Consider the following 17,362-nt stretch of genomic DNA (forward strand, 5'->3'; position numbering starts at 1 on the left):
TTCTTTGTTTCTCAGTTGACGTAGTCTGGTATTGTGTTTTGTAGTGTTAACGTACCTTTGTATTTTAGCATTATAGGACGTGCAAGTTGTTTTTAATGTCGAGCATTGGGAGATGATTGAGTTGATAGTTGAAAACTTTTTTTCTGCCATACCCGTAATTGAAAATTTCTTGCGTCCCATTAGTGCTCGAGGTACTGCATCTGCTCCAAGAGGGTGGCCGCAGTTAACAAGAGCAGTAATTGGATAAATGCAGGGAAATGAAAAGCAGTTCGGTAGTTTCTTAACTTTAAGTTAAATCATTAGCTAGACAGCAGGGATTCTATTAATTTAGAATCCCTGTTTGTCTTTTAATCCAGCTTTATTGTTTAAGTATGTTATATATTGCTGATATCGCTTCCGCATCTGGGACAGAATCTGAAATTTTCCTTTAATTCGCACCTGCAAAAAGGGCAGAAGTTTACGGTGTCCTCCCCTCCCTGTGAGGTTTCGGGTACCTCCGCGCTGTTGGCTGTGCTGCCAGCTTTTCCGGTTTTTCTGTGAAACCTTTCCTGCAAGGGGTCAGGCTCCTCAGTTTCGTCAGTGATATCGAATACGGACATACGGTTTGCCCCCGATGCATTCTTGAAGTTGTACACAGCGCTCACCAGTGCAGCTATTATAAAAATCACTCCAAATAGCGGAAAAATTCCCGGTGCACCTATATTGACAGCAAATATTATCCAGAATACGCCGAAAACCGCAGTCAATACACCTCCTATAGCACCCATTGCTGACGGCCCGCGACCAGGCTTTACACTTTTCAAATATAATACCCCCCTGAATCATGACATCATAAAACAATCCAAAAGCCAATTGCCATCGGCTCACAAATATCATTCCTATATTACATTATAGGGTAATATTGTTAACTTGCATATATTATTTACAAACCCAGTTTCATTATTTCTGTGCCTATTTCTGAAAAAATAGGCGCGGCGGCTTCTCCTCCGCTTTTTCCGTCTTCAATGAATACCGCTACCGAGTATCTGGGGGCTGCTGCGGGAAAATAGCCTGCAAACCAGGCCTGTATGATTTTCTGCCCGTCGATGTACTGGCCCGTTTCGGCACTGCCGGTTTTTCCTCCCGCTCCGCCGTATTCATCCATATTGGCCTTTTTACCCGTACCTTCGCTGATGACTCCTTCCATCAATGACTTTATGCGGTCTGCAGTGGTCTTGGCCATTACCCTCTCCTGAGAGGTCTCCTTTAAGTCTCTCACCTTATTGCCGCTGCTGTTGACTACGCTGTCTATTACATTTACATTGTTTTTCAAGCCGCCGTTGGCTATAGTTGCAACCAGGTCTGCCACCTGCACAGGTGTGGCCATTATCTGCCCCTGTCCTATGGACATATTTGCTATATCACCGGAGTTTTTAAGATCGGCCCTTGCGGGGACTATTCCCCTTGCCTCATCTATGCCCTGTAAGGTCAAGGCAGTATTTTCACCAAGTCCAAGCCTTTTGCACATATCCAGTATGGGTTGGGCACCCAGCTCCAGAGACATATTTATGAAATATGCATTGCAGGATTTTGCCAGTGCATTGTATATATCAACCGTACCATGCCCTCCCGCTTCATAGGAGGAGCATTTGAATTCAGTGTCACCAATCTGTATATAGCCCGGACAACTGAATACCATATTGTAATCGGGGTGCATTTCAAATGCCGCGGCCAGGTCAACCAGCTTGAATACGGAACCCATGTTGTATTGAGCCACAGCCCGGTTAAACAGCGGCTTTTTATTATTTGAAAGATATTTTTCTATATCATTGGGATCAAAGTCAGGCTTGCTGCAAATGCCTACAATATTACCGGTTTTTACATCTTCAACCACAACCGCACCGGTCAGGTTCCTGCTGTCCAGGGCATTCTCAATTATTTCCTGGATATGATAGTCCAGGGTGAGTTTTATATCCAACTTCCTGTTCCGCCTGTCGTCGTCCTTGATTATCCTGTAGCCCAGCCCCTTAATCAAATCATTTCCTCCGTCGGTGATTACGGCTATACTATCCTCCTCACCATAATTCAGGGTCTTTTCAAAAAGCTTCTCAAGTCCGTTGCTGCCCACATGGTCAATCTTGTTGAGATAGCCCAGCAGATGCTTTGCTTTTGTATCCGTATTGTATCTGCTCAGAGAGTTGACAAAGGATACCCCTTCAAGCTTCATGGAGGTCAATAAGGCCTTTGTCTCTTTGTCCACCTCCATCAAAATGGGGGTGTTTTTTCTCTGTATCTCCTCCTGGGTTTTATCCGGTTCCAGGCCAAGCATCCGGCACAACTCATTTATAGCCTCCGGTTGGCTCCTTAGCTGTGCCGGCTTCAGTACTGCAGTTATCTTCTGGGTTCTGCCGGTGAGCTTTATTCCGTTTTTGTCAAGAAAGTCTCCTCTGGCACTTTCAATCTGTACGTTATTTACCCGCTGTGCCGAGGCTGCTCTGGATAGATCTCCGCCACCGACCACCTGCAAATAAAACAGCCTTGTCATCAGGCCTGCAGATATGGCCAGGAAAACAAAGAATATTATTCTGATTCGTTTAAACATAAAACAACCCCTTCATATGAAATAATGTGATATATACATTGTTTCCAGATGGAGAGGTAAATTATACCATTGTGTTTTTGTATATTTAAGCGGGCATTATAAATTATCTTTCTCCCGGCAGAGAAGATTAATGAAATAAGGGTACCTTGAAAAATATCGTACTCAAACTTAGCTCCGTATTATGCTCTTCCTTTTTCCAGCAGCACTTGATATTCATCTTTAGTCAAAATATATTTTTTTGCCTCATAAGTTTTGTCAAAGGACTCATATGTACCTTCGCAATAATATCTAAATCCGCTTTTTTCGATTACTCTTTTCGATTGATGATTAAACGATTTATGTCCACACCACAAAACATCTACTTTAATCTCATCAAAAGCATATTTGATTGCTTCTCGTACAGCTTCGGTCATAAGCCCTCTGCCCCAGTATGCCTTGCTTAAAACATACCCAATCTCTCTTTGCTTATCAGCTCTATAATTTGAGTCAGCAGTTCTCTTATGAAAACCTAAAGAACCGATCACCTTGTTTTCTTCTTTTAATACCAAAGCATATTCTATGTCATTATCAATAAAGCCTTTCAATATTGTTTCAGTAACTTCAATATTTTCATGATGCGGCCACCCGGTCATTTCGCTGATACCTTCAACACTGGCATATTCATAAAAGTCAAATATATCAGATTCTTTCCAATTTCTCATTATCAGTCTTTCAGTTTCCAACGTTTTCATAATACACCGCCTAATATAAATAATCTAAAGCATACATTTACAAGCAACCCCGAATTCAGGTAAATCCATTAATAGTATTTTTGTCATAACAAGTACCGCGCTATTCAGTTATCCATGTTCATATGCTCATTCTCTATCTAAACTAAACTGCGGTTTAATTTTCTTCTATATGACCGCAGTTATTACATACTCTTTTTGTTACATCATACTTTTCAATAGTAGCCGAAAACCTCCATTGCACCATCTTTGCACGCAGGACATGTTTCATTATTTTTATTCATAATTTACACCCTTCCGGCAGCTCATAGCTGCACCTTTTATTCATTTTGCAACTGAAATGCGGGCATGAAAAAACCGCACTTTGTTTCTATCTGAATGTGCGGTATTTGAAAGACACCTGATATATAAAAAATACGTTATTCAGATAGATAATATATTTATTTAAAGTAATCTTTTATTTCATCAATTAAAAAATCTTCAACTAGTGCTACATCTTTTATATACTTACCTGATTGTAAAACATCGCTACACTTTATAAATGACCAATTAATCTCTTTTCCTCTGTGATCAGGATTGTTAGCATATACCACACCTTCAAATCCAGCCCAGATTATAGCTGCAGCGCATAGAGGACATGGCTCAAATGTTGAATAAAGCCAATATCCTTTAGGTAAAACATCTACTTTTAGTCGCTTACAGGCACTTCTTATAGCATTTATTTCAGCATGTGCCGTAGGATCATGGTCAGCTCGAACTGTCGTTTTCCCTTTTGAAACTATATTACCTTCAGCATCTATAACCGCAGCAAAAATTGAATCCTTTGTCCATTGGTCTTTTATTAATTCTTTCATAATATCTTCGCTTGGGTGTTTTATACTGGAATTAAAATTTATATCATTCACTCCCCTTTTTATTATTTAAAAGCAATTCAATTACATATAATGCTATATTTAGAAGATTAATATGTCAACTTTCACTCCTTACCTCACTATTCAATTTTCAAAGTCCAAATGTTTATGTCGCAATAGATTTACTGGCCGACCTGCCGGTATGTTCTTATATATTCTCTTCATTGCGTTTCATGATGCTTACCTCTCCAACTGGTTTTATTATACCAGCCATTCGATGTGTCCATCAAATCGAGGTAATGTCATATAAATCAAATTCCTTCTTATATTTTACGTTCCCCAATTAATACTTTTTATTAGGTACCAGTTATCTTCCAATTTAATAATATCTTCATTGGTATGTTTTTCGTTCTTTGAATAACAAATGTCAATCCCATAACAACATTCTTCATCTGAGTCGTAAAACATAGCAAATGATATATCATTATCGTAATGATTCTTACTTATGATAGAATCAATTACATTGCTATTAAATTTTAAAATAGCTAGTTCCAATTGTTCTGATATATCGCTAATCAGTTGCTCTCCACCATAATTAGTACCATCTAGAGTAATATTTTGAATCTTATTATTGTAAATTTGTATGTCTGTAATTGATGAGGGGAGACTTTCAATTTCCTTTGCTACGTTTATAAATAACTCCCGATTTGATTTAAATCTTTCTTCGTCTTTTATTGCTTGTTTAGACAGAATCGAACTTGCTTTTTTTTCAATCCCGCCAATTTTATTTGTATCATATAAGTAGTCCGTAACAAAACATCCAATTATAACAAGCATTATAAGCACTACAGAACCAATCGAAAATAAAACACTGGTTTTTTTCATATTGCCTACCTCGTATATATTTATCTCCAAAATATTGTATGTTTTAATATATATTATACTGGGAAGCAATTCAAGTTTCATTTTACCGAACTAACCAGTTTCCAATGTGCAAAATTATTGCTTCGCAAAATTCTTAAATTGCGACTGAATTGTGGACATAAAAATACCGCACTTCGTTAACTGAATGTGCGGTAATAGATTGATTTTTGACATATAAAGATACGTACGGCATGAGCAATTGATTGTGCCCACAGTTGTATCATTTTTTAACCAATTTGATTGAAGATACAAATCCTATTACTATAAATACAACAAAAACTAATATAGTAAAATAAAACTGTTCAAATTCCATTCCTGCATCTGGATTTCCATTAGCTTTTTGAACATTAACAAATAGTATCATCGCAATTATAGAGGTTAACGACATTAGCATTCCTGTAATTAATCTTGTTTTTTCCATTTTAACAATATAGAAACAAGTAAAATCAAAAACAAAAAAACTATTATTCCACATAAAGCGAGCGCCAATTCAAGCAATCGAAACGCCTCCTATATAATAATAGACAATATAAATTGTCTATATGCACACTTTTATACAACTCTGACTTAAATCAAAAACCCATTACATCTATACTATATTTGGAATTAACTGGAGTCAATGTATACTTATTTAGTATTTAACTCTTTTTTTATTTCATCTATTCTACTGCGAATCACATCAGGTGCAAGACCATAGTTTTTCATTTGGTTAACAATAAAACTATCAGGAAGCCCTGCTTTTACAGAACTTGCAATAATATATTTAGGATATTTATTAATATTTGTATCGGATGTAACTTTAACAGTTTCTTCTTCTAACCTCGTATTGTTAATTCCACCTGTTTCCATATTTCTAATTCTTCTATCAAGTCCTCTTATAATGGATAACAGTTCTACTAGCATATCATCATTGGTTCTTTTTCTCGGTATATCTGTAGCTTGTACTTTTTTAATAATTTCATTAAACTGTTTATCAAACTGTGGCCAATATGTTTCAAAAACTTGCTCCAAGATTTTTTCCCTTAAGGCATTGCCAGCTAATGTAGAATTCAGAGTTTTAACTAAATTCCAAATGCCTGCTTTGTCTGGAGTAGTATGGTTGAATTGAGCTAAGGGATCAATTATATCTGTGGCTTGCAAGTCAATAAGTAAAGTACATACCCTATTGGATGTCAATCCTTTTGCCAAAGCACCGGCTTCAAACAAAATCCATGGCTTATTTATATTTTCCTGCGTAAGGCATATTATTCCGATAGTAGTATCCTTCAATTGGTCTGTTATTTCAGAAAACCATAGGGAGCCCCGGTCAATATCTTTACTTGACATCCATGGCTCTATTGCTTGTAATACACATTGCAGCCATTCATCAAGTAATTCTCCGACCTCCCTACTTCTTTCCCCTGACCAACTGATGAATACCTTCATGAGACTCCTCCAAATTACATAATTTTACAATATTATTCTATATTCATTGATTACTATAGTCAATAGAATAAATCTCTACTTCTTTAGTGCTATCAGATTTAATACCATGGCCTACTGAATCTGCTATGCAAAATGCGACTTGGCAAACGAAAAATTTCCATGTCAACAAAATTCAGCCTTTGTTAGTACTATTTCAATCTACGCTCCTACGCAAGGAGCGACGCACGATTTTCAACTGATAAACAATGTAGCACAATTTCAATCCACGCTCCTACGCAAGGAGCGACACTCCTTATTATTTTGTAATTGAAAAAGAGACTAATTTCAATCCACGCTCCTACGCAAGGAGCGACTTGACTGCTTGTTTTGTCGGCATAAGAGCAGACATTTCAATCCACGCTCCTACGCAAGGAGCGACAGCAAAAGTAAACAAAAACCGCTTATCTTTATTGTATAAAGTATATAATAACAAAGCGGTTTTCAATTGCTTTTGCATACTACTAATATAAATTATTATATGTTTTCATAAAAGTATGTCCAAAATCTGGTGCGAATGTACCTGGCTTTTAATGTTCACTTCACATTCGCACTAAATTATCAGAGTACCTTCAATATCAAAGGATTCCTTAGCACCTATATGCTCAACCTTATTCTGATAGTTGTTTCCAAGGTAATAAAATCTGAGGCTGTCCTTGTCCTTGTCAATAATTTTTTCCAGCTTATTTTTAACTTCCCTGCACTTTGCTGCATCCATAACACATTCAAATACGGAGTTCTGTACTCGTTGTCCATAATTTACGCATTGTTTTGCAACATGCCGCAGCCTTTTTCTTCCGGCTTCGGTCTCCGTATTTACATCATATGTAATAAGCACCAGCATCAAATCACCTACTTCCACAAAAATGGAGGATATTCATCCAAGTCCCCACGGATAAATCTGGCCAGAAGCATTGCCTGCGAATAAGGCACCAGACCCCATTCAATTTTCTCCTGTAAAAACGGGTGTGTTATTTTTTCCTGCTTTCTGCTCTGCCAGGCCTGTAGAATGTTTTTTCGCGTATCATCCTCCATTATGACAGCACCATCCTCCTTTTGAGTAAATCCAGTAGAATTGACTACCCTTTTATTTATAAGAGAAAGCACAAACCTGTCGGCAAAAATACACCTGAGTTCCTCCATTAAATCCAGAGCCAGAGATATTCTTCCCGGCCTGTCCCTGTGCATGAACCCCACATATGGGTCGAGCCCTACAGTTTCCAATGCGGCAGCAGTATCATGGGCGAGCAGTGTATATACAAATGACAGCATGGCATTCACATTATCCAGAGGAGGACGCTTATTTCTTCCGTGGAAGAAAAAGCTTTCTTTCTGCTGAAGTATCAAATGGTCAAAGGCATTGAAATACTGTGTTGCCGCCTCTCCTTCAAAGCCTCGCAGCTCATCAAGGCTTTCACTCCCCAAAACAAAACCCAGGGAATTGGCCAGTCCAACTGATACCCTTTTCAGCTTGTCTGTGTCAAGTCTGTCAGGATAATCTCTGGTTGCTCGTTCAACAACCCATCTGCCGTTATAAATCTTGCCGAATATAAAATTTCTGGCTATTTTCGTGCTCTCGGCCATACTGTCGGACAACCTGTACTGAGCTTTCCTTAAAGTTACATTTCCCCTGACCTCTCCAACGATTCGCGACAAAAATTTACCGCTCTGTGTCATAAAGCTCAATGAAATATTGCGTTTTGCGCATGCGCCCATCAAGGCCGGGCTGGCGCCGGTATAGCCAAAGGCAATGATGCTCTCCAGATTGTGCAGCGGAAGCCGTGCGGCCTCATTTTCTCCCTTCAGTACAACAAGGTTTTCCCCGTCCAGCGACAGGTAGCTGTCCGGTGAGGTTATGTAAACAGTGTTTAACAGTTTCCTCATATGTCTACCTCTTTAAGACTGTCTTTAATATATTTGGACACAGAGGGCTGCTTGCACAGCCTCGGCATACAAATATCCTCCAGGGAACATGCCTTGCAGCTCTTGGAGGGCTTTACCACAGGGGTATACCTCCTGCTGTACAAATCATGCATTTCCTGTACAGTGTCCTTTACACTCCGGCGCAAATCCTCATCCAGTATGACTTTCAGCCTGTGCCTGGTTTCACCGTAAAACATATATGCTTCCTTTATCTCACACAAAAGCATTTCCTCAAGGCACATTGCCTGTCCGCACAATTGCAATATATCAGCTTCGTTTTCCTTTGGCTTTCCCCGCTTATACTCAACAGGTACAGGTTTGTACAAGCCTTCTCTTCCAAATATACTCACACCGTCGGCGCATTTGTGCAGCTCCACAATATCACATACCCCGCTGACTCCCAGTGTTCTTGAGAAAACAGCCATACCCCTGGAAATAATAATGTCTCCTCTCTTTTCAGAAAAGCCGTCGTCATGTGCCTTCTCATGAAGTATGTTGCCTTCAACCGTCCGCAGATTTTCCTGCCACTGCTGCTCGATATGTATCAGCGCCCACTGTCTCCTGCAAAAGGCAAAGTGCTGAATGCCGGATAAGAGCAGGAAGTCTTCTTCGTTATATTCCATCATATTTTTCTGATCAACTCTACTCCTGCAGGAATAGCTTTTTCTTCAATAGTGACAATATAATCGTTAAAACTCCTTGGAGGATTGCTTTCATCCTTTCTGGACACTGAAACAGTCTCAAAGAGCTTATATGCAGGACAGTTTCCAAATTCGCTGTCATGCTTGAAAACAATCAAATCTCTAACAGCCATATTTCCTCTTGCTGCCGAATGCTCATGCTCAAACATATTTATGACAGCATTCCAAAACAATTCCAAATCATCTTCGCTGAATCCTGTAGTCTTTTTTGCCAGGTTTGAAGATATATATCCATCAACCCTGTAGAGAGCATATGGTATTATGTACTTTCTTCCCATTTCGGTTTCTTTTTTAGCGGCATCTTTCTCCGTAGTTGCAACAACTCTGGTTATGGCTATTTCCTGCTGTACTACCCGGTCAACACTTCTTGCAAAGCCTATTTGCACAGGTCCCCTGACCTGCCCGCAGTTCAGTTTTGCTTTTACAAAGGTAGTCATTACCGCCCCAAAGGTTCTGATGTCAAAGAAATTTTTACACATAAAATCTCTTATCTTGACATCAATTTCTTCCTTTCTGGACTGGGCTTCTTTTTCATCGGATACACCTAAGTAGGTAAAAGCTTCTCTATCGCTTCTTTCCAAAGGAACCCCGTCCTTTATGTATATCCGGTAGCCTGTACAATCTTCTTTAACTGTTTCGATGTAGTTTCTTATTTTTCTTTTCAAGCACACATCAGTCACTATTCCGTATCCGGTTTCAGGATCAATTCTTGGCATATTTCCCGCATCCGGGTCTCCATTGGGGTTGCCGTTCTTTACCTCAAATAAAACTGTGAATTCATACCTGTTTTTAATAACTTCACTCATTTTCAAATCTCCTTTTAATTATTTTTCTTATAAAGTGCATTTTTTTGATGATAGTAACCTAAAACGAAAACTCCCTGTTGCTCAAGTGACAGGTGGGCGGGAATTGGATTCTGCTCAATATCCAGCATATCTAGAATTCTAGAAACCTTTATATCGTTGGCTTTACCATATTCAGCTTTCGATATATGATGCTGCGAGAGGCGTAATAAAATAGGAAAAACGCTTGCTGGTGTTGCACAGGCAGATGTAAAATACCTGTCCTTAATTGTTGCTTTTAATTGCCCGTCGCTGGCATCCTGCTGTGCTTTCTCCAAAACAGCAAAAAGTCTGCCCAGCACATACGCCCTGTTATTACTTTGTTCATTTAATGACACTGTCAAAACCTCCTTATATTTGTTTGAATTTCTTAAAAGATATGCTTTGATGATAGCAGCCTTATAATGATTAATAGAATGTTCCGCTCGAATTCTGACCATTACCGAATTAAATAATGCCGCGGGGTAGGGTGAGCCTGTCAAAATTGCTCTGAGAACAGCCCCTGAAAGTATCGGAGACGCAGCTTTATCATTTGATTTGGGAGAAACAGTTTCATTCAACAGCCTCCACAATGAAAATAAATCCTGTTCATCCTGAAACTGCTTTTCCATACACAAATCTTCATAATGTCTGGCTATTTTCTCGATGAAGCCCCCAAAGCTGTCCATAATAAAAAATCGTATGGACAATCTGGCGGCATTTGGCGCAAGACCTAAAATATAAAATTTCACATTCTTGTCAAAACCGCTTAAATAATCACCTCTGGCTGCTCCATTGGATATTTTTTCAAAAATTAATTTTACTTCTGCCGCCGCACCCTTATCTCTTTCAAACTTGGAATTATCACCGTCTTTGAACTCATCAGGGTCAATAAACATAGATGCAAAGTCCTGATAATATCTCTTGGGACTTTCGGCCCAAAAAACCACGGTGGTATCTCCCAGATATTGCTTATGTGCGTTATCTGAAAGCATATTGTTTAAAACAGTGGTATAGGCAAATGCAGCATATTCACTTACAGGAGAATTCAGCCCTTGTTCTTTTTCCCTGCCATAGGATTCATAGGCTCTATCATTAAAGGATACTATTGCCGCACCAACGCTTTGAGCACCTCTGACACCTTTAATATTGGGATGAAGCCTGGCTACATTTGCATATTCGCCGCTATCCAGACACTGCATCCTTTTGGAGCCTTCGGAATTATTCTTGTATTCTTCCCATGCCTTTAAAATAGTTTTATTCTGGTGAATGTATCCTCCTCCGTCAAGTCTGAATACAATATTTGCCCCAGTATAAATGTCTTCCAAATAGTCCTTTAATTCAACATGACTTGCAGCATTATCAATATCCCATTTATTTATAAAATTCAAAAGAGACTTTGCTTCGGCACACTCAACATTTTTAAGAATTTTGTTGTGCAACTCCTTAAAGGCTTCAAAACAATTCCTTGTCCTTTCCGGCTTGCCATTGTTATCTGTTCCCAAAATGTAACTGGAATTTTCACATAGAAAGTTGGATTTAATTCCAACAGACTTTTTCTCCTGTTCAGGTACTATCATTCTCTGCGGCACCATCTTCTTTCCGTTTTCACCAGGTACTTTCAAAGGTATTACACCAAGCAGTTCTCCATCCTTGGAGATATTCAAAGCATAGGATACGCCGGTTCTGCTATATCCAAGCCGGGGTATATCACTATTTTCATCCTCTGCCAAAATCTCATAGTATTTCACCAACGATTGTAAAATCAATTTATCACCCCACTTTTTCTATGTTTTTCAAATCAATTACACCATTTATCATTTTTGCCCTGAAAAAAACCGGAAAAATATTTTCGGTATCGCTGAAATCCATATCATACAGCATAAATCCCAAGTCCTGCTCTCCTAAATAACTGGGTTTAATATCTTCTTCAATGAGCTTAAAATTCGCCGGAAACTCCCTGCACCCAAAACATGGAGTATGGTAACACTGTCCTGTTCTCATTCTCCGCAGCGCAATATTATAGTGCTTTTCAACAGTATCTTCTTCCCCCGCCCTGCCGGTCATCTCAAAATGGGCTTCAATAATGTAGCGTACATCCTTTAAAACCAGGGCTGCTCTTTGCTGCCTCAACTCATTGGTATTAATAAAATCAACTGTTCCTGTTCCATCCATAAGTGCCTTTGCGTTTGACTTTGATATTTTTCCGCTCACCTCATTTCTTCTGATATTGGTAAATTGTATTTTGTTGTAGACATGGATTTTATCTATAACCCATTTTATGGCGGGCTTCCAGTAGATTGCCTCAATCAGTCCTCTGGCCGCAGATGGGGTAATCACATCATAGCTCACCCGTTCAACCTTCATTTCAGGCCTGGTGAATAAGGCATAGTCACCCCAAACCTCCAATTTGATTCCAAAGCCCATTTTTCATCCTCCTTTAATTAGCTCCCTAAATATAAATTCCTATACCGGTTTCTTCTGTTATTTTTAGCCCTGTATCTTTATCATATAAATCCTTGAATAAATCCTTTTTCAAAATAGCACTTTCCTTACTGGTAATTCCGCCATTGGATATAAAATCAAAGGCACCCATGCCAAACAAACTTTTAAACTCATTCTCATATATGCCCACTGTATATGGCTGAAGTGAACGTAAAATACCTGATTTATAGTCTGAATATCTTAATTTTTCAATAAGCTCGCACGCCTTTTCATCATATGGAATTATGATGGGTATCGTGGTATTTTCAATCAGTTTAAAATCATGTGCTATGTCTTCAAAGCAAAAATTAAAATTAATGGCATCACGTTCCAATCTGTCTGTTATTTTTTTTACATCTATACCTTCGCCGGTTAATTCATACAGCTCATTGAAGTATGCTTCTATTGCACTTGGTGAACTTATGTCCTCAAAATTACGTATTATGCTTTCAGCAGCACCAATAGGGCGCTTGAATGCTTCGGGCTGGTGCTGTACAAATTCCTTTTCAGGTATGAATACATGCACTTTTCCTTTGACCAGCCTGCCATCCACTTTAAGCCGTCCTTCCCTGTTGCATCTTCCGGCAGCTTGAATGATACCATCCAAGCCGGACATTGCTCTGAATACGGTTGGAAAATCAACGTCCACACCCGCCTCAATCAATCTGGTTGAACAAACCCGGCAAGGCAGCTTGTCTTCTAATCTTTGCCTTATCTCCCGTACAACTTCTTTTCTATGGGCGGGACACATAAGAGTAGATAAATGGAAGGAGCCTTCTTTTTTCAGCATGGAAAACACCTTTAATGCATGCTTTCTTGTATTAACAATACAAAGCACCTGTTCCTGCTTATTCAATTCTTGAGCAAGGGCAGTGCTTTCAATTACATCACGTGTGATTATTTCAGTTCTCTTAAAAATATCATAAAGAGCAGTATGGTTTTCACATATATCTACAGGCTTTAATTCCTTAAAATATTTCTCAAAAGGAGGTTGAGTGGCACTGCACATGACAACTGTGGAGTTGAAATTTTGAACCAATTGCTTGATAGCCTCTATGCATGGCTTCAAATAATCTATTGGAAACATCTGTACTTCATCAAAAATAATAATGCTGTTGGCTATATTATGAAGCTTACGGCACCGGGAGGATTTATTTGCAAATAATGATTCAAAGAACTGTACATTTGTCGTTACAATAAAAGGCATGTCCCAATTTTCAGAACTCAGCTTCAGTTTGTTTTTTACCTTGTCCTCATCATCGTCAAAATCGAAATTTGAATGATGCTCAAGTACATTTTCATCTCCAAATATATCCTTGAATACCCTGGCTGTCTGCTCAATTATGCTTGTATATGGGATTACATAAATTATCCGGCTCATGGAATTTTCAATTAGATGGTTTATTGCGAAGGCAAGGGAGCTGAGAGTTTTTCCTCCCCCGGTAGGAACGGTAAGATTAAATAAATTTTTGCCAAGCTCGGCCTTCTCTATACAATCATCCAATATTTTTTTGCGGTATTCATTAATCAAGCCATCACCCTTAAAACCGCCAAGCCTTTTGTTCAATTGTTTACTGAATAATTCAAAGTCATAATTTGTACTTCTGTCTACGGAGTTATTACTCATAAAGGCTTCAGTGTCCAGAAAATCAGCGTCAACCAGGCAAGAATAAATAAATCTTATGTAAAATGATAGAATAAATCCGATGCTATTCTGGCTAAAATGCCTTATTTCCGGCGCCTTAAGCATATTTATCCCTTTTAAATCAATTTCACTAAAAAACTGGTCATATGCCGGTAAATCTTTTTGCTGCTTATTAAGCCTTGCATTCAGTGTCCCTTCTATACCAACATCCGTTACGGAACCATAATTGGGTAATCCTGAATGGTGCCCTGCTATACAGTATGACAGTATTCTTCCAAACTTATTAATTTTCGCGGCTTCTCTGGCACCGGCAGTTGAATGGTCACACTTTTTACCGTTTTCCAGAATTCTTTTTTGAAATCCCCCGGAGTATTTTCCTATATCATGTAAGAGTCCAGCAGTATATGCATAATCATCCCCGTTAAATTGACTGGCAAACTCCCTGGCTCTCTCGGCAGTATTTTCAAGGTGCTCCTTTACACTTTGTTTAGCATCGTCACTTTCTCTTTTATGTGCTGTAAACATAAATTTCTCCAATATATTATCAAATTTTTGTAATTTATTACTTATTTTATATTATATACTACTTTATTTACAAATCAATTGATAACCGTATATAACATTAATAAGTTCTTGTTTTTTGATTACATTCCGTAGAAGTAATGCTAAATAAGCATAGCAAAATCTGAAATTTGGCACTCCTGATCGTCTAGGAGTTCTATATGAAATAATAGGACTCTTAATGCTGAGTACGACCAAAAGAGTATTATTGCTTAACCATAAAATATATTATTATTTCAATCCCCATACCCAACATTAAGAGTTATCAATTTATTTATATTTTTATGTAACGATTAATATGAGCATTTCATATAATACCAATGTGTCGTTTTTGCCATATAATATTTTATTGAATACCATATGAGTAAAAGAGGACGGCAAATTTTCTAGTATCTATGAATACGGAAAGGAATGAATCTATGAAAAAATTTAGTAGTGCTGAAATAATCTATATTGTTGTTTCTATCCTTACAAGAGGTATTGCAGTTTCAGTATATAAAATTAATTTGCAGCAAATTAGTGTAGAGACTTACATATACATTATATTTAAATTAATGTAATAAGAGTTAGGTTGATGAAAATAAACCCCTGCTATGCATAAATATAGAATAAGAAATAAAATTTGCATTATATCTATTGTCCAGGCTCATAAAACCTGAAATACAACAAAGGTATTACTGACCATAATACCAACAGCCCAATAGTGCAGCTTACAGTTGAATTTGCTATGCAATCAGTATATAGTGTAAGTAATTTCACTAATTTTTAGAGGAGATGATTCTTTGACTAATGAAAATCAAATTATGGCCTTTAAATATTTTGTTGAGGAATACCTATTTGGACTCAATGGGGGTGGCACATTTACAATTACAGAACTCATAACCGAATTTAAAAAATATGAAGATAAAAATTCCATTGACTGCTTACGTAAAGATGCTAATTACTTAAAAGAAATTCTGACTAAGGAAGATTGGGAAATCAAGAAAAATCTCCTTGATTATTTGCTGAAAAAAGGAAGTAGAAACTACATGAAAAGTATTGTTAATTATTTAGTCCAATTATTATAATTTAACTAATATACTCAATATGAATATTAATGCAATTCATAAATTCCATGTTTGCTGTTTACCTTGGCACACAGCTTTTTTATATTGAAAAAATGTGACGAGAAGAATTGTTTCCGGTGTATTATATTGAAAGGACTTATTGTTGCTGAAAAGGAGTCTATTTGGGGAAGATAAACAAATTATTGATTTATACTGGGCGTGCTCTGAGACTGCTATATCTGAAACTGCGAATAAGTATGGCCGATATCGTAATTATATTGCTTACAATGTTCTTAATATTGCTCAAAATTCTGAAGAGTGTGTTAACGATACCTATATAAAGGCCTGGGGAGCTATGCCGCCAAGCCGCCCAAATCGACTTTCAACATTTCTTGGAAAGATTACCCGCAATATTTCGCTTAACAAATATGAACAGTATACTGCTGACAAACGTGGTCAAGGTCAAATACCACTTGTATTTGACCATTAGAAGAGTACACCCGCTTTATCCAACATTGAGCTGATTGTGGAAGATAAAACCTGCTGTATTTTCTTTACATTTCCACTGATTTCGCCATATGCTTCCGGTACTATCTCAGCTTTTTTGACCCACAAAAATTCAAAACGGAAATATTAGCGGATTCTCGACCTTTAAATGTTTATTCTAATGGGACTGGGTTACACTTATTCCGTGAAATTTCCGATGTTTGACTGCTGTGACTATAGCTTTTCCACATATAAAATAACAGACTGACTGTTATTAATATACTTATGCCGGTTCCTGTGATTAATATACTATTGTCCAGATTTGAAAGCCATTTGTCTATACCTGCTCTTCTGCTCAGCATCACAAATATATGAGAAGTATACAGTACAGCAACGGAACCCCAGATGGAATCGGAACAAATATAGGCCAGACAGTATATTAACATACTTGCATACCCAAAAACACTCAACACCATATCAGACTGAAATGCAGCCGGTAAAGCCTGAATAATTATTACTGGTACAAGTGGCAGAACTTTCCTCAGTTCATTGAAAATCAACCCTCTAAACAGCATTTCTTCGAAAATGGTAAACACAATAATGTTATAAAATATAAAATAAAAAACACTTCCGTTATTAAATCTATCAAAAAAGCTTATTACTGCCTGTAAATTGTGTGCAAAATATTTTATATGCATAAAGCATAATATAAATATTGATATTGAAATACCAATGGAAATGCATAGCATCAGGTTTTTTATACTTATGGTTTTAAATTTGCAGAAGGTTAATAAATTGATTTTTCTTATTCTAAAAATTAATACATATACTAATACCGGGATTGCAACATTTAATATCATTTCCAAAGATACAGTATTGTTCAGACTTTCTACAACACCCTTAAATTTTGTTTCTGATGCGTAATTCATAAATATACTTATAAATTTAGAATTTAAAGTGTATATCAGCAAATATGATAGAGCAAAAAATATCCCTTTTAATAATGTTGTTATTTGCGCCTTTTTCATTTTTTGTCCATGCCTCACATTTTAAATAAAATATTTTAAATAAAATAATATGAAAGAAATAACATGGACTCGTCACCTCCTTTAAAGCATTTATTTCTCACTTCTCATAACCTTTCAGGTTT

Annotated in this window: 16 protein-coding genes; 2 read left to right on the forward strand and 14 right to left on the reverse strand. The window is 37.5% G+C overall.

Features of this window, described 5'->3' with window-relative positions:
* Positions 1–374: 374 nt before the first annotated feature.
* The 13 genes from CLHUN_RS07355 to CLHUN_RS07420 all read right to left on the reverse strand — a co-directional run bounded on the left by CLHUN_RS07355 (position 375) and on the right by CLHUN_RS07420 (position 14,644).
* Positions 375–803, reverse strand: a complete 429-nt coding sequence (locus tag CLHUN_RS07355) for a zinc ribbon domain-containing protein (RefSeq protein WP_080063940.1) — start codon at positions 801–803, stop codon at positions 375–377.
* 119 nt (positions 804–922) lie between these two features.
* The gene (locus CLHUN_RS07360) at positions 923–2,581 is read right to left on the reverse strand and encodes a peptidoglycan D,D-transpeptidase FtsI family protein (RefSeq protein WP_080063941.1); all 1,659 of its coding nucleotides are present in this window, start codon (positions 2,579–2,581) and stop codon (positions 923–925) included.
* Between the two features lie 179 nt (positions 2,582–2,760).
* Positions 2,761–3,312: a GNAT family N-acetyltransferase gene (locus CLHUN_RS07365; protein WP_080063942.1), complete on the reverse strand. Its 552-nt coding sequence runs from the start codon at positions 3,310–3,312 to the stop codon at positions 2,761–2,763.
* A 437-nt stretch (positions 3,313–3,749) separates the two neighbouring features.
* Entirely contained in the window at positions 3,750–4,163 is a 414-nt protein-coding gene (locus CLHUN_RS07370) for a nucleoside deaminase (protein ID WP_080063943.1), read from the reverse strand.
* Positions 4,164–4,490: 327 nt separating this feature from the next.
* A complete protein-coding gene (locus CLHUN_RS07375; RefSeq protein WP_080063944.1) occupies positions 4,491–5,045 on the reverse strand; it encodes a hypothetical protein in 555 nt (184 codons plus the stop codon).
* Positions 5,046–5,711: 666 nt separating this feature from the next.
* Positions 5,712–6,509 carry a toll/interleukin-1 receptor domain-containing protein gene (locus tag CLHUN_RS07385; protein ID WP_080063946.1) on the reverse strand — a complete coding sequence of 266 codons (798 nt, stop codon included), beginning with the start codon at positions 6,507–6,509 and terminating at the stop codon, positions 5,712–5,714.
* Positions 6,510–7,098: 589 nt separating this feature from the next.
* Positions 7,099–7,389, reverse strand: coding sequence for a CRISPR-associated endonuclease Cas2 (gene cas2, locus CLHUN_RS07390; RefSeq protein ID WP_080063947.1), 291 nt, complete (start codon positions 7,387–7,389; stop codon positions 7,099–7,101).
* 8 nt (positions 7,390–7,397) lie between these two features.
* On the reverse strand, positions 7,398–8,429 hold the full coding sequence (cas1c, locus tag CLHUN_RS07395) for a type I-C CRISPR-associated endonuclease Cas1c (protein ID WP_080063948.1): 1,032 nt from the start codon (positions 8,427–8,429) through the stop codon (positions 7,398–7,400).
* The gene (gene cas4 / locus CLHUN_RS07400) at positions 8,426–9,094 is read right to left on the reverse strand and encodes a CRISPR-associated protein Cas4 (RefSeq protein ID WP_080063949.1); all 669 of its coding nucleotides are present in this window, start codon (positions 9,092–9,094) and stop codon (positions 8,426–8,428) included. Before cas4 ends, cas1c begins: the two co-directional genes overlap by 4 nt.
* A complete protein-coding gene (gene cas7c, locus CLHUN_RS07405) occupies positions 9,091–9,975 on the reverse strand; it encodes a type I-C CRISPR-associated protein Cas7/Csd2 (RefSeq protein WP_080063950.1) in 885 nt (294 codons plus the stop codon). The genes cas4 and cas7c overlap by 4 nt, the downstream gene beginning before the upstream one ends.
* Positions 9,976–9,989: 14 nt before the next feature.
* Positions 9,990–11,759 carry a type I-C CRISPR-associated protein Cas8c/Csd1 gene (gene cas8c / locus CLHUN_RS07410; RefSeq protein ID WP_080063951.1) on the reverse strand — a complete coding sequence of 590 codons (1,770 nt, stop codon included), beginning with the start codon at positions 11,757–11,759 and terminating at the stop codon, positions 9,990–9,992.
* A 4-nt stretch (positions 11,760–11,763) separates the two neighbouring features.
* A complete protein-coding gene (gene cas5c / locus CLHUN_RS07415) occupies positions 11,764–12,417 on the reverse strand; it encodes a type I-C CRISPR-associated protein Cas5c (protein ID WP_080063952.1) in 654 nt (217 codons plus the stop codon).
* Positions 12,418–12,442: 25 nt separating this feature from the next.
* Positions 12,443–14,644, reverse strand: coding sequence for a CRISPR-associated helicase/endonuclease Cas3 (locus tag CLHUN_RS07420; protein WP_080063953.1), 2,202 nt, complete (start codon positions 14,642–14,644; stop codon positions 12,443–12,445).
* Between the two features lie 818 nt (positions 14,645–15,462).
* On the opposite strand from CLHUN_RS07420, the gene CLHUN_RS07425 reads away from it, so the two are divergent.
* Both CLHUN_RS07425 and CLHUN_RS07430 read left to right on the forward strand, forming a co-directional pair.
* Positions 15,463–15,747 carry a hypothetical protein gene (locus CLHUN_RS07425; protein WP_080063954.1) on the forward strand — a complete coding sequence of 95 codons (285 nt, stop codon included), beginning with the start codon at positions 15,463–15,465 and terminating at the stop codon, positions 15,745–15,747.
* 142 nt (positions 15,748–15,889) lie between these two features.
* Positions 15,890–16,216 carry a sigma factor gene (locus tag CLHUN_RS07430; RefSeq protein ID WP_242656467.1) on the forward strand — a complete coding sequence of 109 codons (327 nt, stop codon included), beginning with the start codon at positions 15,890–15,892 and terminating at the stop codon, positions 16,214–16,216.
* 169 nt (positions 16,217–16,385) lie between these two features.
* Here the strand turns inward: CLHUN_RS07430 and CLHUN_RS07435 are convergent, their stop codons facing one another.
* Entirely contained in the window at positions 16,386–17,240 is an 855-nt protein-coding gene (locus CLHUN_RS07435) for a CPBP family intramembrane glutamic endopeptidase (RefSeq protein WP_080063955.1), read from the reverse strand.
* Positions 17,241–17,362: the final 122 nt, after the last annotated feature.

This window comes from Ruminiclostridium hungatei, from assembly GCF_002051585.1.
Classification (GTDB): domain Bacteria; phylum Bacillota; class Clostridia; order Acetivibrionales; family DSM-1351; genus Ruminiclostridium; species Ruminiclostridium hungatei.